The organism is Hyphococcus flavus, assembly GCF_028748065.1.
Taxonomy (GTDB): Bacteria; Pseudomonadota; Alphaproteobacteria; order Caulobacterales; family Parvularculaceae; genus Hyphococcus; species Hyphococcus flavus.
In genome coordinates, this window is sequence record NZ_CP118166.1 from 2,708,604 (window position 1) to 2,730,092 (window position 21,489).

Annotated in this window: 17 protein-coding genes; 9 read left to right on the forward strand and 8 right to left on the reverse strand. The window is 55.9% G+C overall.

Features of this window, described 5'->3' with window-relative positions:
- Positions 1 to 27: 27 nt before the first annotated feature.
- The gene (locus PUV54_RS12940) at positions 28 to 474 is read right to left on the reverse strand and encodes a nucleoside deaminase (protein ID WP_274492683.1); all 447 of its coding nucleotides are present in this window, start codon (positions 472 to 474) and stop codon (positions 28 to 30) included.
- A gap of 81 nt (positions 475 to 555) precedes the next feature.
- On the opposite strand from PUV54_RS12940, the gene upp reads away from it, so the two are divergent.
- Positions 556 to 1,191 (forward strand): uracil phosphoribosyltransferase, encoded by a 636-nt coding sequence (gene upp / locus PUV54_RS12945; RefSeq protein ID WP_274495227.1) that lies wholly within the window; start codon positions 556 to 558, stop codon positions 1,189 to 1,191.
- Here the strand turns inward: upp and ccmE are convergent.
- The gene (gene ccmE, locus PUV54_RS12950) at positions 1,188 to 1,640 is read right to left on the reverse strand and encodes a cytochrome c maturation protein CcmE (protein WP_274492684.1); all 453 of its coding nucleotides are present in this window, start codon (positions 1,638 to 1,640) and stop codon (positions 1,188 to 1,190) included. The genes upp and ccmE overlap by 4 nt on opposite strands.
- 11 nt (positions 1,641 to 1,651) lie before the next feature.
- Between ccmE and ccmA the strand changes: the two genes are divergently transcribed.
- The 4 genes from ccmA to ccmD are packed head-to-tail and all read left to right on the forward strand — an operon-like array spanning position 1,652 to position 3,947.
- Positions 1,652 to 2,392 (forward strand): heme ABC exporter ATP-binding protein CcmA, encoded by a 741-nt coding sequence (gene ccmA, locus PUV54_RS12955; protein ID WP_274492685.1) that lies wholly within the window; start codon positions 1,652 to 1,654, stop codon positions 2,390 to 2,392.
- A complete protein-coding gene (locus tag PUV54_RS12960; RefSeq protein ID WP_274492686.1) occupies positions 2,389 to 3,051 on the forward strand; it encodes a heme exporter protein CcmB in 663 nt (220 codons plus the stop codon). The genes ccmA and PUV54_RS12960 overlap by 4 nt, the downstream gene beginning before the upstream one ends.
- A 13-nt stretch (positions 3,052 to 3,064) precedes the next feature.
- A complete protein-coding gene (gene ccmC / locus PUV54_RS12965; protein WP_274492687.1) occupies positions 3,065 to 3,811 on the forward strand; it encodes a heme ABC transporter permease CcmC in 747 nt (248 codons plus the stop codon).
- A gap of 4 nt (positions 3,812 to 3,815) precedes the next feature.
- The gene (ccmD, locus tag PUV54_RS12970) at positions 3,816 to 3,947 is read left to right on the forward strand and encodes a heme exporter protein CcmD (protein ID WP_274492688.1); all 132 of its coding nucleotides are present in this window, start codon (positions 3,816 to 3,818) and stop codon (positions 3,945 to 3,947) included.
- On the opposite strand, the gene PUV54_RS12975 is transcribed toward ccmD, so the two are convergent.
- The 3 genes from PUV54_RS12975 to PUV54_RS12985 form a co-directional block, all read right to left on the reverse strand.
- Positions 3,944 to 4,789: a DsbA family protein gene (locus PUV54_RS12975; RefSeq protein WP_274492689.1), complete on the reverse strand. Its 846-nt coding sequence runs from the start codon at positions 4,787 to 4,789 to the stop codon at positions 3,944 to 3,946. The genes ccmD and PUV54_RS12975 overlap by 4 nt on opposite strands.
- 61 nt (positions 4,790 to 4,850) lie before the next feature.
- Positions 4,851 to 6,326 carry a M48 family metalloprotease gene (locus PUV54_RS12980; RefSeq protein WP_274492690.1) on the reverse strand — a complete coding sequence of 492 codons (1,476 nt, stop codon included), beginning with the start codon at positions 6,324 to 6,326 and terminating at the stop codon, positions 4,851 to 4,853.
- 143 nt (positions 6,327 to 6,469) lie between these two features.
- A complete protein-coding gene (locus PUV54_RS12985; protein WP_274492691.1) occupies positions 6,470 to 9,298 on the reverse strand; it encodes an Rne/Rng family ribonuclease in 2,829 nt (942 codons plus the stop codon).
- 658 nt (positions 9,299 to 9,956) lie between these two features.
- Here PUV54_RS12985 and PUV54_RS12990 point away from each other — a divergent pair.
- The 3 genes from PUV54_RS12990 to prfB all read left to right on the forward strand — a co-directional run bounded on the left by PUV54_RS12990 (position 9,957) and on the right by prfB (position 15,562).
- Positions 9,957 to 11,294, forward strand: coding sequence for an N-acetylmuramoyl-L-alanine amidase (locus tag PUV54_RS12990; RefSeq protein WP_274492692.1), 1,338 nt, complete (start codon positions 9,957 to 9,959; stop codon positions 11,292 to 11,294).
- Between the two features lie 161 nt (positions 11,295 to 11,455).
- Entirely contained in the window at positions 11,456 to 14,377 is a 2,922-nt protein-coding gene (locus PUV54_RS12995; protein WP_274492693.1) for a penicillin-binding protein 1A, read from the forward strand.
- 77 nt (positions 14,378 to 14,454) lie between these two features.
- Positions 14,455 to 15,562 (forward strand): peptide chain release factor 2 gene (gene prfB / locus PUV54_RS13000; RefSeq protein WP_274492694.1). Its coding sequence is split into 2 segments (ribosomal slippage): positions 14,455 to 14,523 and positions 14,525 to 15,562, totalling 1,107 coding nucleotides; the frame shifts between segments, so codons are not numbered across the junction.
- 362 nt (positions 15,563 to 15,924) lie between these two features.
- Here the strand turns inward: prfB and PUV54_RS13005 are convergent.
- Positions 15,925 to 17,352 (reverse strand): amidohydrolase, encoded by a 1,428-nt coding sequence (locus PUV54_RS13005; protein WP_274492695.1) that lies wholly within the window; start codon positions 17,350 to 17,352, stop codon positions 15,925 to 15,927.
- Between the two features lie 143 nt (positions 17,353 to 17,495).
- Here PUV54_RS13005 and PUV54_RS13010 point away from each other — a divergent pair, with 143 nt between their 5' ends.
- The gene (locus PUV54_RS13010) at positions 17,496 to 19,118 is read left to right on the forward strand and encodes an AbgT family transporter (RefSeq protein WP_274492696.1); all 1,623 of its coding nucleotides are present in this window, start codon (positions 17,496 to 17,498) and stop codon (positions 19,116 to 19,118) included.
- Between the two features lie 10 nt (positions 19,119 to 19,128).
- Here the strand turns inward: PUV54_RS13010 and PUV54_RS13015 are convergent, their stop codons facing one another.
- Both PUV54_RS13015 and PUV54_RS13020 read right to left on the reverse strand, forming a co-directional pair.
- Positions 19,129 to 20,349 (reverse strand): Zn-dependent hydrolase, encoded by a 1,221-nt coding sequence (locus PUV54_RS13015; RefSeq protein WP_274492697.1) that lies wholly within the window; start codon positions 20,347 to 20,349, stop codon positions 19,129 to 19,131.
- A gap of 16 nt (positions 20,350 to 20,365) precedes the next feature.
- Positions 20,366 to 21,469, reverse strand: a complete 1,104-nt coding sequence (locus tag PUV54_RS13020) for a diaminopropionate ammonia-lyase (RefSeq protein WP_274492698.1) — start codon at positions 21,467 to 21,469, stop codon at positions 20,366 to 20,368.
- Between the last annotated feature and the right edge of the window lie 20 nt (positions 21,470 to 21,489).

Here is a 21,489-nt window from a genome sequence, read left to right on the forward strand (position 1 = left end):
TGCTATCTCAAGGGGGTGGAAGTTCACTCACTCCATGATATCCTCGTTCCACAACTCCGGCTTTTCCTTGATGAAGCGCGCCATCAATTCCAGAGAGGCCGGGTGAGCAACGTCGATCACTTCAACGCCGCGCTCGCGCAGGAAAGTTTCATTGCCGCCAAAGTTCTTTGTATCGTTGATGACAACGCGCGGAATTTTGAACTGAACGATAGTGCCTGAACACATCATGCAGGGGGAAAGCGATGTATAAAGCGTCAGGCCGCGATAACTCTTTTGCCGTCCCGCCTTGCGAAGGCAATCCATCTCGCCATGGGCGATGGGGTCGCCTGCCTGAACGCGCTTATTATGCCCAGCCGCGATCATCTCATGTCCTCTTGCGAGCACAGAACCGATGGGCAGTCCGCCCTCGTCGTAGCTTTTCTTCGCCTCAGCGAAAGCGCGTTCGATGAATTGATGATCAAAGTCATTGAGCATTGGGTGTTCCTCTCAATAGACAAGCCGTGCAAGATGACTGATAAAGCCGTGAACGCCCCGGCACAAGAAAAGGCGAAACTCATGGCTGATACGCTGACTATCGTCGATCACCCGCTGATCCAGCACAAACTCACCATTCTACGGAACAAGGAAACGCCGACGGCGCATTTTCGTCAGGTCTTGCGGGAGGTTGCGTTCGTTCTTGGCTGCGAAGCGACCAAAGATCTTGCGCTGGGAGAGGTTACAATTGAAACGCCCCTGGAAAAAGTCAACGCGCCGTACCTTGAAGGGAAGAAACTGTGTTTTGTGTCGATCTTGCGCGCCGGAAACGGGCTGATTGAAGGCTTGCTTGACCTTATCCCGTCTGCACGTGTCGGGCATGTGGGGCTTTACCGCGATCATGAAACGCTTGAAGCGATCGAATATTATTTCAAGACGCCGGATAAGCTGAATGAACGTCTTGTGATCATGGTCGATCCGATGCTGGCGACAGGAAACACTGCGATTGCAGCAGCGAATAAGCTGAAGGACGCAGGCGCGCGTGACATAAAATTTCTCTGTTTGGTTGCTGCGCCGGAGGGGGTTGAAAAGTTCTCAAAAGCCCATCCGGATATCCCAATCATAACAGCGGCGCTTGATCGCGAGCTGAACGAAATAGGATATATCCTCCCGGGGCTCGGCGATGCGGGCGACAGGATCTATGGAACAAAAGGTTAATCCGTAGGCGGTGTATAAGTGCTGCTGCCGGCGTCATGCGAAATGCCTTGCAGTTCTTTTGGGATGTAGTTCTCGTCATGTTTAGCGAGAATTGTCTCGGCGACGAAGACGCCATCGGCGTTGAATGAGCCTTGTGCGATCATGCCCTGACCTTCTCGAAACAGGTCCGGCACAATCCCGGCATAAGTGACAGGCAGGGTCGCCTCGCCGTCGGTCACGCGAAACGTGATCTCGAGGCCCTCGCCATGTGCAAGGCTTCCTTCGACGACCATGCCGCCAAGACGGATGCGCGCGCCTGGTTCGATGCTTTCCGCTTGCGCTTTGCTGGGTGTATAGAAATAGGAAATATTCTGTTCGAGCGCTGCGAACACAAGCCAGGCGGCCCCGCCCAGAATGACGGCGGCGGCGGCAATGAGGCCCAGACGGCGGCTACGATGGAGCGGTTTCATGGCGTTAATCTATGCGTTCTTTCGTCTCTTCACAAACAGGCATTTCCTGCGCGCATTGTCGCGCGGCGGTTGCGTGCTGGGCGAAACCCGTTCTAATGCTTGAAGTTTTGTGCAGCCTAGGGACGTTGATGGAGCCATACGCGCAGCAGATCGGATTTGAGGCGGAAAACGCCGGGTGCGACCGCGCCGGTGAGCCTGTTGTGCGCGGCGTATCGTTTTCATTCTCGCCTGGTGATGCGCTGCAGTTATTCGGGCCGAACGGCTCCGGCAAGTCCAGCCTGTTGTCGATGTTCGCGGGGCTCATTCCGCTGGCGGAAGGCGCGCTTCGCTGGCATCTCGGCGATGAACAATCAGCAACGCCGTTTGAGCAGTCTGTTTTTTTTCTCGGTCATGACGCAAGCGTGAAACCATCGTTGACGGCGAGGGAAAACCTTTCTTTCTGGGCGGCGTGTTATGGCGCCGGGAAAGAGCGGATTGACGCGGCGATTGATTCGGTGAAGGCAATGACGTTTGCTGACTTGCGCGCGAGCCGTTTATCGGCGGGGCAGCGCAGGCGCATCGATCTTGCGCGCGCGGTTCTGGCGGACCGTCCCGTATGGCTGCTCGACGAACCGGCGGCCGCCATTGATAGCGATGGCGTAGAAGTTATCCGCAACATGATCGCCGAACATCGCGCGCGCGGCGGGCTTGCGATTATTGCAACGCATGATCATCTGGGTTCAGGCTATCAGCGGCTGGAGCTTGGGCGATGACCGGCGCGATACTCTCACGTGATTTGAAAGTTGCGTTCCGTTCCGGTGGCGGATGGTTTTACGCACTGTTCTTTTTCGCTGTATTTACTGTGCTTGCGGCGATTGCGTTTGGACCGCAACTGTCGGCGTTGGCTTCTGCGGCGCCAGCGGCGTTGTGGCTGGCGGTCGCGCTTTCCATTCAGTTTTCTGCAGCGGATATTTTTGAACATGATCTTCGCGACGGGTCGTTACGTGCCTTTGCGGCGGAGCAGGGCGGGCTCATGCCCTACTGGCTTGCGAAGGCGCTGGCGCTGGCGCTGACCTCCGCCTTGCCGATGATTATTGCGGCGCCGTTTTTCATGACCATGCTTGGCGTTCCGTTCGCACATGGGTTAGGCGCAGCGGTACTGCTTGTCATTGGGGCGCCGGGTTTGCTTTTTGTTTCGCTCTTAACAGCAGCTTTGGCTGGGGGGCTCCGGGCAGGCGGACTATTGGCGACGATTATCGCCGCCCCCTTCGCTGCGCCATTACTGATCTTTGGCGTCAGCGCAACGAAAATCGTTTTTGCTGGAAACGGTATTGGCTCGCCCGAAACCTTGATTTTAGGCGCCTTGAGCCTCTTTATGGCGGCGGTAACACCGTGGTTCGCGATTACTGCTTTGCGCGTCAGTTTGGAATAGAGGGTGACGACACATGTGGAGCCGTTTTTCCAATCCGGCGAAGTTTGAAGAATTCGCTCGCGTCGCGGGGCCAATCGCATTCTGGATTTTCGCTCTCTGCGCCGCTTTCGGCGTTATCGTCGGTTTGTTCATCGCGCCGGCGGAACAGTATCAGGGTGAGTCGGCGCGGATCATGTATGTGCACGTCCCGGCGGCGTGGATGGCGATGGCGTCCTATTCGTTTATTGCGTTCATGAGCCTTGTCGCATTTGTCTGGCGGCATAGTCTTGCTGATGTGGCGGCGCGTAGTGCTGCAGCGCCGGGGGCTGTGTTTACCGCGCTTGCGCTTTTCACAGGCGCCGTGTGGGGCAAACCGACCTGGGGCGCGTTCTGGGTTTGGGACGCGCGATTGACCTCAATGCTTCTCTTGCTGTTCATCTATTTCGGATACATGGCGGTCTGGCAAGCAGTGCCGGAACGGGCGCGCGCGGCACGTTTCGCGCGAATTCTGGCGCTCGTCGGATTTATCAATATTCCGATTATCAAATTTTCCGTCGACTGGTGGAATTCATTGCATCAGCCGGCGAGCATCATCAGGGCTGATGGCCCGACTATTGATCCCAGCATGTTATGGCCGCTTTTTGCGATGATCATCGCCTATACGGCGTTGTTCACATGGCTGGTGTTTCTTGGCATGCGAGCTGAGCTTGCAGTATTGCGAATGGAAAAGCGCGGGTCGCGAGCGCCAAGCAGGCCTGTCGGCTCAGTGACGGAAAGTTAGTACAATGGATTTCGGTTCGCACACGCCATACATTCTCGCGGCTTATGGAGCGTCAATCCTGGTGCTTGGCGGATTGATCACCCTGCGCGTACGCTGGTTTCGCAACGTGATGAAGAAAGAAAAAAACAGCCGCTAGCCCGCTGCTTCTTTCGCTTGTTTGATTTTTTCTTTCACCAGATCCTCGTCAAAGCCGGGAACAAAGTCCACAAATTCGCCGTTTAACGAAGCGATGATGAACGCAGGCGTATAATCAATGCCCAACGCGCCGGCGAGCTGATGGTTCTCGGTGATAATGCTGACAATCTCGCCTTTTTCGATCTCCGCTTCCATTTTCGCCACATCGAGCCCGTTATCGCGCGCGATTTTCTGCACGCGTTCCTTTGTGAGCACGCCGGATGAATTCAGCATGGCAAAGTGAAATTCTAGAAACTTGCCCTGTTCGCGGGCGGCGAGCGCCATCTCGGCTGCATATTCGGACTCTTTACGCAACAATGGAAGTTCGCGGAAAACGACCTTCACGTCGCTGTCGGTTTTTGTGATCTCTTGCACCAGACCTGCGGCGCGTTTGCAGTATCCGCAGTGATAATCAAAGAGTTCGATGACGGCGACTTTTGCCTGTTGCGGGTTTTTGCCGGCAACATAACCAAAGGCCGGGTCGGTCAGCAGGTTAAGGTTTTCAGATACGAGCTGGCGAGTTCGCGCCTCATCGGCGGCGCGTTCACGGGTGCTGTAGACGTTGACGGCTTCGATGATGACTTCAGGGTTGTCCAGCAAATACGCCCGGACCAAATCGCGAATTTCATCTTCTTGTAAATCCGAGAACGATGTTTCAAGTTTTTCGGACTCTCGAGGCGCGTGAGAGGCAGCTTCATCTCGTGGCGTATTGTCAGTCTGTGCGGAAGAAAATCCGACAACGATCGCTCCCAAAACGAATGCACCGGCCAGCGCCGCGCCAATTGCTGTTTTAACCTTCAACATAAATACCCCTCGAGATGTTCATCATATTTCTTATTCGTGTGAAGCAGATGCCGTTTGCGCCTCAGCGACCGCCCTCATTGATCACAATGGGGTCGGGAACGTCGGGCCGGTCAGATTTTTCTTCAGGCGCGGGAAGAGGTTTGGGTGCGTCTTCTTCGACACCGGTGGGCAAGGGCTGACCGCCGCCTTCAGGCTGCGTCGCCATGATGATATCGGCTGCTTGCCGCCATTCCGGTGTGCCGCGCCTGATGCCGCGCATGGCGCGCCGTGCGAACCGGTTTGCATCCGCCTTCGCGCCCAAATGGAATCGTGACTCCGCCGTTGCAAGGTCCGCAAGCGGTTCTTTTCCTTGCGCGCCATAGACGCGGGCCAGTTCAAACCACGCATAACTGTTGTCCCGTTCAAGAATAGTCGCCCGTTTCAACTCCTGCTCAGCTTCTTGCAACTGCTCGGGCCCGCCAGCGCCAAGGAGGGCGCGTCCGAGGTTAATCCGAAACAGCGCGTTGTCGGGCACGAGTTCAATGGTCCTACGGTGCGGCTCAATTGATTCCAGCGTCCGTCCGTATTCAAACAGTATTTGCCCCTCAAGTTCCCGATAATAAGGATTATCGGGGTGCGCCTCAGTTAAGGTCCGAACTTCTTTCAAGGCATTTTCGATGTCTGAGTATTTGTAATGCGCAATAGACCTTGCGTAATGCGCGGGCTCTGACTGATCCGACAACGGATATTCGCGAAGGGTCTGATTTGGTTCCTGGAGAAAGCCCTTGATTTTCGCCTGAATAAGACGAAGACGGTGGATTTCCTCCGGGCTGTCTTCTTTTTCAAAATAGGGAGACTCTTGCGCACGCTCTTTCAACGCACTCAATCGCGTATTCGCCATCGGGTGAGTTTGAAAATAAGGGTTGATCCTGTTGCCCGTTATGATCTGAGAATTTCTCATCCGGCCCCATAGATCCAGCGCGCCTTGGCTGGAATGACCCACGCGGTCGAGAAACGTTATAGATAGTTGGTCAGCGGTCGATTCCTGACCACGGCTATATTTCAGAAAATTCGCCGTGCCGACTGTTTGGCCGAGGCTGAACAATCCAAGCCCCGCGTCAGGCGCTCCGGCGGCGACGGCGCCTGCAGCCAGGACAAGCCCGACCAGCATGGGCACGCCGGCATTTGATGCAGCGTCTTGAGTACGCGTTGAATGGTTTGCCTTCAGGTGCCCGGCTTCGTGAGCGATGACGGCTTCGAGTTCGTTCGGTGTTTCGACAAACGTGATCATGCCGCTGTTCATGCCCATGTACCGCCCGCCGGCGAAGGCGTTGATCGACTGATCGTTGACGATAAGAATTTCGATCGAGCTGGGAGGAAGACCGGCAGCCTCGAAAATCGGCCACGAATAATCTTCGAGATATTTTTCGATCTCGGCATCCCGCAACAGCGATATGCCCTGCGCCTGCGCGGCGGGGCCGGCGACCGCCGTGGCCGCCGCCATCGCCGCTATCACCATCCGCCGGAAAAAGTTTCGTTGGGACCGGGATCGAGACATAGTCAATTTCCTACTCATACGCCTTATTTTATGCGGACTTTACGCCGATTTCGAGGCGCCGGGACACCGGCGCCGAAATTGTGAAAACCTAAAAATGGCTGGAGCGCCAGCTATACAACGTTTGAGCAGGGAAAATCAGTCGCTTAAGCGTTGCTGTTGCGGCTCCACCAGCCCCTTTTTTTAGGTTTCGGCGGCGAGGGTTGAGGCGCCTCCGCCAGATCAACAGGTTGTTTCGCCTCAGGCGCTTGTTCCGGCTGTGGCTCGGGCGCTTTTGCGTCGTCCGGGGATTCAGCGGCGTGTTCGTGCGACGACCCATTGGTCTTGACGGGTTTAGCCGCCTCTGTAGCGTCTGAATTGCTCTTGATTTCTGTTGTCGGTTCATCGGATGCAGTCGAAGTGTCGCCAGCGTCAGAAGGCGCGGTGGCATCCGGTTCATCATCAGACTTTTTGCCGTCATCACTCGAAGATTCTTTAGCGGCCTCACTCTCGGTATTCGTTTCTTCGCTCCGGTTGCGGCGATTGCGGCGCCCGCCGCGACGCCCGCGCCGGCGGCGCTTGCGTGCGCCGTCGTCATCATCACCTTCGCTGGTGCGAGACTCTTTTTTGTCTTCGTTGTTGTCGCTGTCCTGATCTTCGCTGTCTGCTTCGGATCGGTCATCGCGCGGGGAAGCGTCTTTTCTGCGGCGCCGGCGGCGGCGTTTCTTACGGTCGCCGCCTTGTTCGTCAGACTCGTTATCTACATCCGGTTCGGAAATGTCTTCTGCGTCGATCATTTCTTTTTGGTCGGCGGTGACAACGGCGCTCGCTTCTGGACGTGGTTTCGGCGTGCCGCTTTTTTCGAGCGTGTAGTCGTCACCAGCTTTTTCACGGTCAGGAACGATCTCAATCGTTACGCCATGTTCTTGCTCAATCCGCCGCAGCCATTCTCGGTGCTGGTTGAGAATGTAAACTGCAACATCAATTGACGCGTGCGTCGCGATTATTCCCGCTTTGCCCGAAACAGCGTCGCCTTCGATAGCGCGTAGAATTCTGAGAGCAGCCATCTCCGCTGAACGGATAACGCCAGCGCCAACGCATGTGGGGCAGCTTTGCGTCGTACCGTCAACGATACCCGAACGGCGGCGCTGACGAGACATCTCAAGCAGACCGAAATTTGAGATTCGGCCAAGTTGAATGCGGGCCCGGTCTGACTTGATCGCGTCTTTCAGCGCCTTTTCGACTTTACGATTGTTGCGCGGCTCTTCCATGTCGATGAAATCAAGGACGATAAGACCGGCAAGGTCGCGCAGGCGGAACTGTCGCGCTGCTTCATAGGCGGCTTCGATGTTCGTCTTAAGGGCGGTCTGTTCAATGTTGCGTTCGCGTGTCGCCCGGCCGGAGTTGACGTCAATCGCCACCAGCGCTTCGGTCTGGTGGATGACGATATAGCCGCCGGATTTGAGTCGCACCGTCGGCTGATACATGCCGTCAAGCTGTTGCTCAACGCCGTGTTTAAGGAAAATCGGCGCTTGATCCTTGTACGGCTGAACGAACTTCGCGTGAGACGGCATCAGCATTTTCATGAAGTCTTTGGCTTCACGATAACCGTTCTCGCCTTCCACCTGAACTTCGGAAATATCCTTGTCGTACAAATCGCGAATGGCGCGTTTGATCAGGCTTGCTTCTTCGTAGATGAGGCAGGGCGCAATCGATTTCAGCGTCAGTGTGCGGATGGTCTCCCATAGCCGCAGGAGATAATCATAATCGCGCTTGATTTCCGTCTTAGTGCGCTTGGCGCCGGCGGTGCGGATGATCAGTCCCATACCCTGCGGCACGTCCAGGCTATCGACTGCGCGGCGTAATCGCCGGCGGTCCGCCGAATGCGGAATTTTTCGGGAAATGCCGCCGCCGCGCGCGGTGTTGGGCATAAGCACGCAATAACGGCCAGCCAGCGACATGTATGTTGTCAGCGCTGCGCCTTTGTTGCCGCGTTCTTCTTTAACGACCTGAATAAGCAGAATTTGCCGGCGCTTGATAACTTCCTGAATTTTATAGTTGCGCAGTAACTGGGAACGACGGCGTTTGGCGTCTTTATACCGTTCAAACAGCGCCTGACGTTTCTTTGCAGCTGACTTTGCTTTCTTTTCTTCAGCGCTATCGTTTTCTTGCTCGTCGCCGGCCTCCTGTTCGGACGCCTCTGCTTCGCTGCTGTCAGAATCAGCCTCGGCGGTCAACATCTCTGCTTCATCGTCTTCAGAAATGTCTTCTGCAAAATCGCTTTCCGACGTTCCATCGGCGTCGCCGTCATTTTCTTCGGCGGCTTTGAAAGGTTCAGCAGGGGCGTCTTCAGCGTCTTGCGAATCGCCGACGGTTTTTTTGGCGGGCTTCGTATCGGCGTCAGCGTCTTCTTCGCCGTCTTGTTCTTCTTCTTCCTCTTCTTCGGAAGAGGCGTCTTCCACATCGCTGTCGATGTCGTCGTCTTCGTCGGTTATCTCGGCTTTAGCGGAAACGCGTTTGCCGTCTTCATCGGAAAGGTCATCGCCAGCATCGCCGTCCTCGTTAGCAGCGGTTTCTTTACGGCTGCTTCGTTTGGCTTTTTTGCGAGGCGGTGCGTCATCGTCCTCATCGTGGTGATGGTCGTCGTGATGATCGTCCTCATCTTCGTCGCCGCGCTGTGCGAGTTCCAGCTCGGCGGCCAGTTCGGCGACTTCGGCCTCAGCATCCTGCAAGGCGCGACGGTCCGAAACGGGGATCTGGTAGTAGTCCGGGTGAATTTCACTGAAGGCGAGAAAGCCGTGGCGATTGCCGCCATAATCGACGAAGGCCGCCTGTAGTGAAGGTTCAACGCGGGTGACCCGCGCCAGGTAAATATTGCCTCTAAGCGGCTTTCGCGCCGCCGATTCGAAGTCGAAATCCTCGACTTTCCCATTGTCGAGCACCGCGACGCGCACCTCTTCGGGGTGGGCCGCGTCGATCAGCATCTTTTTTGTCATTTTTATAGGCTCCGCAATGCGGGGCTGGGCCGCGCGCATTGCTTATGTTTGGTCGCCGGGGAGTACACGCGCGCCGTCGTTCGCGCGCCAGATTGGCGGCGTTCCGGGGCATATGGGCGTTTTGTCTCATCAGCGAAGCTGTATCCTATGCATGGTCCGGACGGGCGCCTCGGGCCAGCGGTTCAAAAATTTGGCGCTTTGAGCGCCGATTTGCTCCTCGCGCTTCCGACTGTTTTCGTCCTAGGACAAGAGCCGGTTCCGCGGGCCGGCGTCAGGAGCAGCCGGCGGTTAAGTTTCTGGAAAAGCTTGCTTTTTTTGGGCGCTTTCCCGGAAAAATTCTTCATGATGACCTTACCCAACCCAAGGTAGAATAAAGGTCTTTAACTCTCTTTTCGACAGTATGCGATGTGGCCGATAGGGTCCAATTTCGCAAGTCTTTTTTGACCATGCATGAGTGCGGGGAAAAAGAAAACCCGCCCGACCGGTCCGACTCAGTGTTCCATGCAAAAGTCGATGAAAGATTAAGGCGTCGTTAACGCTAGCGAAATCAATATGTCGTTTTAAATAAGGGCTGTGCTGCGGCCAAAAAATCAGATCCGTCAGCAGCGGGGCGGCGGACGTCTTGATAGGTTGTCGCAGGTGCGTATGGATGGGCGGAATGTCCGAGTTATGTAGCAGAACTGTTCGCTGTGCAGTGACCATTGTCGCTGTCGTCTCTGCGTGCCTGGGCCTGGCGCATGCCGCGCCAGATTTGATGGAGGTCCGTTTCGGGCCCGCCAAGGACGCAACCCGCATCGTCTTCGACCTGAATGGCGCGCCTGAATATGCGGTTTCCGGTGACCAATCAGGAGCGGGGCGGCTTTATGTGGATTTCGCCGGTCTTACGCTGAAACCCGCGGATAAAACGTACAAATCCGGCAAGGGCCATATCGCCCGTTATGGATTTGCCGACCGCGGGCGCGATGGCGTCCGCGCCGTCCTCGAATTCGAAAAAACTGCGAAGATCAAGGAAGTCTTCTTGCTGGAGCCGAAAGGCGACATCACGAAACACAGGCTCGTGGTGGATCTTGTCACTGCTGACAAGTCAGCTTTCATGGCCAGTTTGCCAGACTCGTATGGCGATCTGACGCTTGTGATCGAACAGGCGACAGCGGAATCCGAAGACCGGGCGGTTGTTGCGTCGACGCCCCAGCAAACCGTTATACCGCCGACGCCGACACGGAAAGCGACGGTCGACGTCGCAAAAACGCCCGCCAACGTTAAAAGGGTTGTGGTGGTTGACGCCGGCCATGGGGGACGCGATCCGGGCTCTCAAGGGCAGAGCGGGACTCTTGAAAAAACAGTCACGCTTTCGGCTGCGCTCGAACTTGCGGAAATTCTCAAAAAAACCGGCCGGTATGAAGTCGTTCTGACACGTGAATCCGATAAGGATTCCAGAATGCTTCGCGATCAGCGGGATGAACTTGCACGGCGCGAATCGCTCGCCCGTGAAGCGGGCGCAGAATTGTTTATCTCACTTCATGCAGACGCCATTTCACAAAACGCCGTGCGCGGCGCGTCGGTATACACGCTCTCCGACGAAGGGACGGCGCGATCAACCAGGCTCGCTAAATCAGCGGGAAATTATCATGTCTATGACATCGATCTCGAAGAATATGACAGTGTGGTGGGCGGTATTTTGCTGGATAAAGCGCAGGAATCCACTTTGACGAACTCGTCGAAATTCGCCGAATTGCTGATCGAAAATCTGACCGGCAAGACACCCATGCTGAACCGGTCTCACCGTAAAGGGGACTTACGGGTTCTTCTTGCGGCTGATGTTCCGGCGGTCCTTCTGGAATTGGCGTTTATTTCCAACGCTAAGGATGAGGCGAACCTTAATTCTCCGGTCTGGCGAACGCGCGTCATGACAGCGGTGGCGGCGTCGATCGACCGGTATTTTGAAGATAAAGAGCCCCGGCAGCACGCGGCTGCCCGCGCCGGAGGCGCACGATAGGCAAATCTTACGAAAATGAGGGATTTTGCGCCGCTCTTGCGCCTCGCTGTCGTCCAATTTATGCGGTAAAACACCTTATGAGCTTTCGCGGGAATAGGGGGCGAGCCGCAGGAATTCGTCGGGGCTAAGGGCCGGAGCGACTACTGTAAGCGTATAATCCAATGAACGATCACAACGACGACAAGCCAGAAAAGAAGGCCCCCACGAGTTTGGGCAGACTTTCGTTTACCGATGAGCCGGAAGAAGAAAGCTCAGTGCATTCTGGTGAACCGAACGATGAGGCGGTTCAACGCGACGCTGCCGAAGAACATCAGGACGGTGACGAGGCGATTGAAAGTGATATGTTCTCGCGCCGCGATACGTCTGAGCAAACTGATGACACAGAATATGCTGAAGACGATGTGGCGAATCCCGCATCTTCCGAAGTTGAAATTGAAGTTACGTCCGATGATGAAGACATGGTCCTTGAAGAAGACGATGTTGTTGGCGCGGAGCCGCTTGTCGCCCCGGTGCGTGCGCCCGCCAAAGAACCAAAAAAAGAACCCAAAGCCGCAAAGCCGTCACGCGCGGGTTCGTTGGGGTTTTTCATGCTGAGACTTGTGGGATTGGGATTTGCTGTCGGCGCGCTTGGTATTATCGGGGCCGCCGGATTTTCCGCCTGGTATCTGAACCAGCTTAATCAGGATCTGCCGGATTACCAGCAGCTTGCGGAATATGCGCCGCCGGTTACGACGCGGGTTTATGCCGGGGACGGATCATTGGTTGCTGAATTCGCGCGTGAGCGGCGTTTGTTCGTGCCAATTGAATCGATGCCCGATTATGTGAAGCACGCGTTTGTCTCTGCTGAAGACAAAGGCTTTTATGAACATAGCGGTATCGATCTCCGCGGTATTGTTCGCGCTCAGCTTTCGAATATCGGCAATATTCTCAACGGACGCCGGCTTGAGGGCGGTTCGACCATTACCCAGCAGGTAGCGAAGAACTTTCTCTTAAGCAGCGAACAGCGCGTTGAGCGTAAACTCCGCGAAATGCTGATCGCCCGGAAGATGGAGCGGACGTTTACCAAGGACCATATCCTTGAGCTTTATCTGAACGAGATTTATCTCGGTAATCGTTCCTATGGTGTTGCGGCGGCAGCGCTCAACTATTTCGATAAGTCGCTAAATGATCTGACGATCGCGGAAGCGTCTTACCTTGCCGCAATCACGAAGGGGCCGAGCAACTATCACCCGGTTGATCACGAAGCACGCGCTGTCGAGCGACGGAATTACGTGATCAACAGGTTGCGTGAAGACCAGCAGATCACGGACGAAGAGGCGGAAGAAGCGCTGGCGCAGCCTCTTGGCGCGAAAATCGCGCCGCCGCTGGGCGCGCGCGACTGGACCATGGAGTATTTCGCAGAAGAGGTCCGCAAACAGATTGTCGAGCTTTATGGCGTCGAGGCGCTCTATGACGGGGGCCTTGCCGTTCGTACGTCTGTCGATCCGCATATGCAGAAGGAAGCTGGCGAGGCGCTAAGGCGGTGGCTGGTCGAATATGATCAGCGTCATGGCTGGCGCGGACCGCTTTCGCAGATTGAACTTGGCGATACGTGGACTGAAACGCTGGAAGAGGAAGTCGATCAGCTTCGTAATGCGCGCAAAGTATCAGATGACATGGCGCCATGGCGTCCTGCCGTTGTGCTGTCCGTCTCGGACGCAAGTGCGCAGATTGGATTCCCTGATGGGGAGGAAGCCAGCGTGCCGGTTGAACTTCTCTGGTGGGCGCGGGACTATATTTCCGCCAATGATATCGGCGAAGAAGTGGCCGCGGCGTCAGATGTATTGAACACGGGCGACGTTATCTATGTTGAAAAGTACAACGCTGAGACGCTCCCGAAAAATGATCCCGAGTCCGAGGAAGAAGAAGCCAAACCGACGCCTGAAAACGCCTACGCCTTGCGTCAGGCGCCATCGGTCAATGGCGGCCTTATCGCCATGGATCCGCATACTGGCCGCGTGCTCGCCATGGTCGGCGGCTTTTCATTCCAGATGTCGGAGTTCAACCGCGCGGTCCAGGCCGAGCGCCAGCCGGGCTCGACATTCAAGCCGTTCGTTTATTCCGTTGCGCTCGACAGCGGCTACAACCCGTCGTCGATTGTTCTCGACGCACCGTTTGTCGCGCCCAGCCTGGACAGTTGGTATAAGCCCGGAAACTATATTGAAGGGCGTCATTACGGTCCGTCTACACTACGCTTGGGTATCGAACAGTCGCGCAACACGATGACGGCGCGTCTGGCGCAGGATCTCGGCATTGGCCGCATTCTCGATTACGTCAATCGATTCAACCTTTCCGATGATTTGCCGCGAGAACTGGCGATTTCTCTCGGCGCGGGTGAGACCACGCTCATGCGCATCACTGCCGGGTATTCGGTCTTTGTGAATGGCGGCAAAGGTGTTGAGCCGGTGCTTATTGATCGAATTCAAGATCGTAGCGGCAAAACAATCTACAAACGCGATCAGCGCGAATGCGACGCCTGCAATGCGGAGTTCTGGTCAGAACAAACGCAGCCGCAACTCGCTGATACGCGCCGCCAGGTCATGGACCCGCGCACCGCCTATCAGATTACGTCTATTCTGGAGGGGGTTGTCATTCGCGGCACTGGTTCCGCCGTCCGCCGTGCATCGAACAAGCCTCTTGCCGGAAAAACGGGTACGACCAACGATTACAAGGATGCGTGGTTTGTCGGGTTCTCGCCTGATCTTGCCGCAGGTGTTTATGTTGGGTTCGACATGCCGCAAACGCTTGGCCAGGGTGAAGCAGGCGGCACGGTTGCCGCGCCGATTTTCGCAGATTTCATGGTTGACGCCCTCAAGGACGAAGCGGGCATACCGTTCCGCGTGCCCTCGGGCATCAGACTGGTCCGCGTCAACGCCCGCACGGGCAAACCGGCAGGACCGGGAGACGGGAACGTCATCCTTGAGGCGTTCAAACCAAATGACGAGCCCGGCGCCGACCGCGTTGACGACTATGCGCTCGATCCCTTAAGCGCTGCGCCGCGTGCCAACGGGGAAGAGGAAGAGGACCTGAACGGTCTTTACTAACGCCTCGGCCCGACTCATATATTTGTGAAATTGCGCAAGGAAGTTGTGCGCGATCATATCTTAAGGAGGCGCCGCTTATGCGCGCGGAAATGCAAACGCTCGCAGACGAAATCAAGCAGTCGGTGGAACTGCTGAGGAGGCGTCTTTGACTGGGATAAATCCAAAAAAGAACTGGACGAGCTAAACGCGAAGGCGGAAGACCCGAACCTTTGGGACAACCCGGAAGAAGCCCAAAGCCTGATGCAAAAGCGTACGGCGCTCGAAACGCAGATGAACGCCGTCGGCGAAATTCAATCTGAACTCGACGACCTGACCGAACTTGCGGAACTGGCCGCCGACGAAGGCGATGATGCGAGTCTGGATGAAAGCCAGGAATTGATGGCGGCGCTGCATAAACGTGCGGCTCAGGCAGAAATCGAAGCGCTGCTGTCGGGCGAAGCCGATGCAAATGACTGTTTCGTTGAAATCCATCCGGGCGCCGGCGGCACGGAATCTAACGATTGGGCAGCCATGCTCTTACGCATGTATGTGCGCTGGGCGAAGACGCGCGGCTTCAAGGTCAATGTCATTGAAGAGCAGCCTGGCGAGGAAGCGGGTATTAAATCAGCCACCATCGAGGTCAAAGGCCACAACGCCTATGGGTGGCTGAAAACGGAATCAGGCGTTCACAGGCTAGTGCGCATATCGCCTTTCGATTCCAATGCGCGCCGTCATACGTCATTCGCTTCTGTTTGGGTCTATCCCGTGGTCGACGACAATATAAATATCGAGATCAACGAAAGCGAATGTCGCGTCGATACGTTTCGCGCGTCCGGCGCTGGCGGCCAGCATGTCAACACAACCGACTCCGCAGTGCGCATAACGCACGAGCCGACGGGGATTGTTGTTCAATGTCAGAATGAGCGCTCTCAACATAAAAACCGCGCCACGTGCTGGAACATGCTGAAAGCACGTCTTTACGAGATGGAGCTGCAAAAGCGGGAAGAGGCTGCCCAGGCGCAGGCGGAGTCAAAAACCGATATCGGGTGGGGACATCAGATCCGTTCTTATGTCCTGCAGCCCTATCAGATGGTGAAGGACTTGCGCACGCAGGTTGAAAAGCCGGACCCTGACGCTGTTCTGGGCGGGGCGCTAGATGATTTTATGAATGCCGCGCTGGCGCAGCGTGTTGGCGGAGACGGCTGATTTCGCGCACGCAGCAAGCAGAGATTTCCACGTCAGTAGCATGACTTGCTATGGTCGGTAGTTGATTCTTAACGATTGTTACCAAAAGCTTAAATTGTGAATATGGTTAACGCTGGTTTCCGTTGACGCCGGAACGGTTCTGTTATTCGATAATCCTTGTAGGTACTAATCCCCTCTATGTACCAAGCAGTGTGACCCTCGAATAGAAAACGGAGACAATATTCGAAACACAGCCTGACTTAACGGAACACATATCCCGGACCACGCAACAGTACACACTTTTGAAATGCGAAGGCTTGTTAGCTGGCTAGGGATAAGTGGAAAACGCGCGGAACGCAGCACAGCGCTCCGCGCGTTTTTTATTATTTCCGATAATCAAGCGGTGGTTCGCGGTCGCCAAGAAGCGAAGAATATTCGTAGTCTTCACCGCGCGCTTCATCGAACTCTTTACGCGCTGCTTCACGCAACTCCGGGTTGGTGTAAAGTTCAATCGCCCCGAGTGTCATGGCCTTTGCCGCGACTTGCGCGCCTTTATAGCCGATAGACATCCCGCTCGCTGCGACAGCCTGCCATGAGTGAGAAGATGTGCCAGGCGCCCATGTTGCGGCTCTGACGCCGACTGTCGGTGTGGCGAAGGAGACATCGCCAACATCCGTGGAGCCATATCCAAGTGAGCGGCTGTAGGGTTGTATTTCAGCGGCGTCGTCAATTTCACCCCATGGATCATCCATGGATTTCCGAATGTTTTCAGCGAATTTGCGTTCTTCTTTGGTGTACTGAACGCCGCCGACCTGACGGAGTTTCTGGTCCATCATTTTTGCGAGTGACTCGTTGACGAGAAGCGGGTTGTTGCCGTGAATAACCTCCCATTCAACTTCCGTTCCTGTGCCAAGCGCTGCGCCGCGCGCGGCTTCTTCGACACGCTCCCAGATGGCGTCGACGCCGGACGCCTCAGGGTGGCGGACATAATAAAACACTTCAGCAAAATCAGGCACGACATTCGGCGCCAGACCGCCAGCGGTAATCACATAGTGAATGCGCGATTCTTGCGGCACATGTTCGCGCATCATATTGACCATCATATTGAAAGCTTCAACGCCGTCCAGCGCCGACCGGGCGCGATGCGGCGCGCCAGCAGCGTGAGCGGAAAGTCCTTTGAACCGGAATTTTGCTGAACGGTTGGCGAGCGTTGTACGAGCCGCAGCGGAGTTTTCATCGTCCGCATGCCAATGAAGCGTGAAGTCGACGTCGTCGAAAAGGCCGGCGCGGACCATATAGACCTTGCCGCTGCCGCCTTCTTCAGCCGGGGTGCCGTAAAGGCGAACGCGTCCTGGCGTTCCCGTCTCTTCGAGCCATTCTTTGACAGAGATGGCGGCGGTCAACGACCCGGCGCCAAAAAGATTGTGTCCGCACGCATGACCGGCGGCTTTGCCTGTAATCGGCGAGCGCTCCGGGCTATCGTCCTGGTTGATGCCGGGCAGGGCGTCAAATTCTGCAAGGATCGCGATAACCGGTCCGCCTTCGCCATATTCCGCCATGAAAGCGGTAGGGATGTCAGCGACGCCTTTTTCGATTGTGAAGCCTTCGGCGGCTAGCTTGCTCTGCAAGAGATTGCTGGACTTTTCTTCCTGATAGCCGACTTCGGCCCACTCCCAGAGTTGCCGGGCGACGCTGGCGGTTTCGTCATAGCGTGCATCGACGGCGGCGATCACGTCGTCGCTTGCAGCGGCGGTTTGAGACATGAAGGCAGGCAGGGCTGCCAGGGCGCAGGATAAGAGCAGTCGTTTCATTCAAAATCCCCAATCAGTGGACAAAAGAGGTAAATGCCACGGATTGGGCATCGAATCCTAGCCTTTCAGGCGGTTCGGTACGCGATATTTGATCTCTCCACCGAAATTAGCCAAAGTCGCTGAAAAATCAGGGAGATGCGCTCATGGCGGCAGTGGCGACGCAAAAGGGGTTTCTGGGTTTGGTCGAAAGGGCGGGCAACCGGTTGCCCGATCCGGCCTTCATATTTTTCTATCTTATCATTGTCATGGCGGTTGTATCGAGCATCGCTGCGTTCTCAGGATGGTCTGTACCGCACCCAACGCAGACGAACGAGAATGGCGAGCCGTTGGTGGTCGCGGCGATCAGCGCGCTTGCGCCGCAGAGTATTGAACATCTGCTTACTGAAATGCCGGAGATTTTCACCGGCTTCCACCCCTTAGGGTATGTGCTTGTTGTGATGTTGGGCGCGGGCGTTGCCGAGCGCGCCGGCTTGTTCGGTACCGCTATGCGCGCGGCCGTGCGCAAGGCGCCGCGGTTTTTGATGACCCCTGCAGTCGCATTGGCGGCGATGATGGGCAATCTCGCTGCTGACGCCGCCTATGTCGTGCTGATACCTTTGGCGGCTGTGATCTTCGCCGCGGCGGGCCGGCATCCTATTGCTGGCATAACCGCAGCATTCGCCGGCGTGTCAGGCGGTTTTTCGGCCAACCTTTTGCCGGGACAACTCGACGCCTTGTTGTTCGGTATTACCGAAGCTGCGGTGCTGCCGCTTGATCCGAACTGGGTCATGAATATCACCGGCAACTGGTATTTTATTGCGGCAATGACGTTCATCTATATGCCGGTGATCTGGTTTGTAACAGATGTCATCGTGGAGAAACGATTGGGGCCGTGGACTGGCGGCGCCGTTGCGGGATCGGACGACGCGGACGACGATCCGAATGCGCCGCTGACCGACGGTCAAAGAAAGGGTTTGAGGCATGCCGGATATGCAACGCTTGTTGTAGCGCTGATCTGGCTGGTTATGGCGGTGGATCTCGTCGCGCTTATACCGTTTACGGATATTTCCATGTATGGCGGCGACGTCCCGCTCTATGATGAAACGCCGGGTCTATTACCCGCACAGGCCATGGTGCCGTTTTTCCAGTCGCTTGTCGCAGGTTTCATGATCTTGTTCATTTTCACGGGCCTCGCCTATGGCAAGGCGGCCGGAACGATCAACAATCACCGCGATATGGTTGAGATGATGGCGGCCGCCATGCGCGATATGGGTTACTATCTCGTACTGGCGTTCTTCGCCGCCTATTTCGTTGAGATGTTCAACATCTCCAATCTCGGGTTGATCTCGGCTGTAAACGGCGCTGACGCCATTCGCGAGTCCGGGTTGCCGCTTCCTGCAGTGCTTTGCTTGATCGTACTCTTTGCGGGACTGCTAAATCTGTTCGTTGGTTCGGCGAGTGCGAAATGGGCGCTGATGGCGCCGGTGCTGGTGCCGATGCTGATGCTGCTCAATGTCAGTCCGGAAATGGCGACAGCGGCCTATCGCGTCGGCGACAGCGCCACCAATATCATTACGCCACTGATGGTGTATTTCCCGCTGGTGTTGGTATTCGCGCAACGCTGGGTTCCAGGTTTCGGTCTTGGCTCGCTGACGGCGTCGATGATCCCTTACTCGATCTGGTTGTTGATCAGCGGCCTGACGTTGACGTTCATATGGGTTCTGCTGGGGCTGCCATTGGGTCCAGGCGCAGAGGTTGGTTATACGTTAACGGGCGTAACGCAATAACTGATCAGCCTCACGATTGAAGAAGCCGGTCGACGGTTCGCGAAAGAACCTCAAGACCGGCTTCCAGGTCTTCTTTGGCGGTCGCCTCTTTTGGGTTATGGCTGACGCCGTTGATTGACGGAACAAAGATCATCGCGGTCGGACAGATGCGCGCCATCATCTGTGCGTCATGACCGGCGCCGGAGGTCATGCGTCTGTATTTAAGCTTGGATTCCTTTGTAATCTCTTCAATCGTCTGGACGATGGCGGGATCGAACGCAACTGGATCAAACCTGACCAGTTCCTCAGCAGTAAATGTGACGCCTTCAGCTTCCGCGATGTCAGTTACAATCGCTTCCAGTTTATTCTGCGCTATCTGTAACCTGTCCGCGTCCGCATTACGCAAGTCCACCGTCACATAGGCCGATCCGGCGACGACATTGATAAGGTTCGGTTTCAGGTCGATCTGGCCGATCGTAGCGACCTGGCCCTCAATCTCGTTTGCTATGCGCCGCGCCTCGACAGCGATACGTGACGCTGTAAAGCCTGCGTCACGACGCAGATGCATCGGTGTCGTGCCCGCATGATTAGCCTGTCCGGAGATCGTAAAGCCGGTCCAGAAAATCCCCTGGACGCCTTCGACAACGCCGATAGATTTTTTTTCAGCCTCTAATATCGGCCCTTGTTCAATATGAAGCTCAAGAAATGCATGGGGGGTGACTGCGCCGCACGCCATTTCGCCGGCGTAACCAGTATTCACAAGAGCTTCTGCCAGGGTGACGCCGTCTCTGTCGTGTGACGTCAACGCTGTTTCGAGATCAAGGCCGCCAGCATGAACGAGCGAACCCATCATGTCAGGTTGGAAGCGGACGCCTTCTTCGTTGGTGAAAATGGCGACGGTGAGGGGGCGGGATGGTGTTTCCTTCGCATCCCTGAACGAGGCGGCGATTTCCAGTCCTGCAAGAACGCCATAAGGGCCGTCGAGCTTGCCGCCATTGCCGACTGTATCGATATGCGAACCGATCATGATGGGAGCTGCACCGGTTTCGCCCGCGAGCGTTCCGAAAATATTCCCGATACGGTCTATTTCAACTTGAAGACCAATGTCGCGCATCCATGAGACGACTTTGTCCCGACCATGTTTATCAGCCTCAGTGCCAGCGATTCTGCGGACACCGCCCTCGGGCGTGGCGCCGATCCCGCCTACCTCTTCTATCCAGCCATGCAGTCTTTGGTAGTTCAGTTTTCGCATCTTATTGATTTCTATTCTAAATGGCGCCTTCCGAAACAATGCACAGGCACCGGGCGTTATGATCAAGACCGAGCGTTTTGCGAAGTTCCGGGGCTCTTGTGACAGCCGCAAGTCCGGCGTAGCCGGCCGCACCGGACGGCGTCGTTTCTAAATCATCTTGTGCTAGCGCTGACACTGCTGCGTCCGCTTCTTGGTCCGTTATGGTGATAAACGCGTCCGCCGTGCTTTTCAGGACTTCGAACGCCAGCATCGACGGTTCCGCACAATCGAGGCGGCCCATATTGGTTCCTGGCGCGTGAATTGTCGTCAGCTTGTTCGCTTCAACACTCGCCAGAATGCATGCAGCTTTTTCAGGCTCAACGACGATGATGGATGGTTGCTCCGGCCATGTCAGGCGAATGTGGTTGGCAAGACCGGCGGCGAGACCGCCGACGCCCGCCTGCAGAAACACATGGGTGGGCCATTTCCCTTTTTTTGAGCAACAGGCCGCGATCTCTTCTGTGAGGATGGCGTAGCCATTCATGATCAATAGAGGAATATCCTTATATCCCGGCCATGAACTGTCAGAAATCAAGTCCCAGCCATTTGCCTCACATGCATCTCGCGCAGCGCGCATGCTTGCGTCATAGTCTTTGCCTTCGCGAATTACTTCCGCGCCTTTTGTCCGCAAGCGTTCTGCAAATTCTTCAGGAACGGCATCGGCCAGAAAAATGACGGCGCGTGCGCCGACAAGGTTCGCACCCGCCAGCACGGAAAGTCCATGATTGCCGGCGCTCGCACAACAATATGTTTTATTCTTTCCAAGAACGCTAAGTTGTTCAAACGATGCTGGATCAGTCAGCGCGATCGCAGATTGCAGCAATGAGCGGATGATGGCGTAAGAACCGCCGAGCGCTTTGAAGCTGCCGAGCCCCATGCGACCGGTTTCGTCCTTTAGGGCCAACTCAGCAATATGAAGCGCACCTGCAAGCCTTGGCGATTTCAAAATGGGCGAGGGCGCATATACAGGGCAGCTCCGAAGACAAGCCGCCACCTCCTTAATTGAGCCCATGCTCCGGAATTTTTCCGGTGCATGCTGCTGCCAATATTCGTGCGAAATAGTGTTCTTGAGGAAGCGCAAATCTATCTTCGAAGCTATTT

What these genes read in the sequence shown, in the direction of transcription:
- ccmA (WP_274492685.1), top strand. Translation starts at nt 1,652, where the DNA reads ATGCGTTCTTTCGTCTCTTCACAAACAGGCATTTCCTGCGCGCATTGT.
- PUV54_RS12980 (WP_274492690.1), bottom strand. Translation starts at nt 6,326, where the DNA reads ATGTCTCGATCCCGGTCCCAACGAAACTTTTTCCGGCGGATGGTGATA.
- ccmE (WP_274492684.1), bottom strand. Translation starts at nt 1,640, where the DNA reads ATGAAACCGCTCCATCGTAGCCGCCGTCTGGGCCTCATTGCCGCCGCC.
- PUV54_RS12985 (WP_274492691.1), bottom strand. Translation starts at nt 9,298, where the DNA reads ATGACAAAAAAGATGCTGATCGACGCGGCCCACCCCGAAGAGGTGCGC.
- PUV54_RS12940 (WP_274492683.1), bottom strand. Translation starts at nt 474, where the DNA reads ATGCTCAATGACTTTGATCATCAATTCATCGAACGCGCTTTCGCTGAG.
- PUV54_RS12995 (WP_274492693.1), top strand. Translation starts at nt 11,456, where the DNA reads ATGAACGATCACAACGACGACAAGCCAGAAAAGAAGGCCCCCACGAGT.
- ccmD (WP_274492688.1), top strand. Translation starts at nt 3,816, where the DNA reads ATGGATTTCGGTTCGCACACGCCATACATTCTCGCGGCTTATGGAGCG.
- PUV54_RS12975 (WP_274492689.1), bottom strand. Translation starts at nt 4,789, where the DNA reads ATGTTGAAGGTTAAAACAGCAATTGGCGCGGCGCTGGCCGGTGCATTC.
- ccmC (WP_274492687.1), top strand. Translation starts at nt 3,065, where the DNA reads ATGTGGAGCCGTTTTTCCAATCCGGCGAAGTTTGAAGAATTCGCTCGC.
- PUV54_RS12960 (WP_274492686.1), top strand. Translation starts at nt 2,389, where the DNA reads ATGACCGGCGCGATACTCTCACGTGATTTGAAAGTTGCGTTCCGTTCC.
- PUV54_RS12990 (WP_274492692.1), top strand. Translation starts at nt 9,957, where the DNA reads ATGTCCGAGTTATGTAGCAGAACTGTTCGCTGTGCAGTGACCATTGTC.
- PUV54_RS13010 (WP_274492696.1), top strand. Translation starts at nt 17,496, where the DNA reads ATGGCGGCAGTGGCGACGCAAAAGGGGTTTCTGGGTTTGGTCGAAAGG.
- upp (WP_274495227.1), top strand. Translation starts at nt 556, where the DNA reads ATGGCTGATACGCTGACTATCGTCGATCACCCGCTGATCCAGCACAAA.
- PUV54_RS13005 (WP_274492695.1), bottom strand. Translation starts at nt 17,352, where the DNA reads ATGAAACGACTGCTCTTATCCTGCGCCCTGGCAGCCCTGCCTGCCTTC.
- PUV54_RS13015 (WP_274492697.1), bottom strand. Translation starts at nt 20,349, where the DNA reads ATGCGAAAACTGAACTACCAAAGACTGCATGGCTGGATAGAAGAGGTA.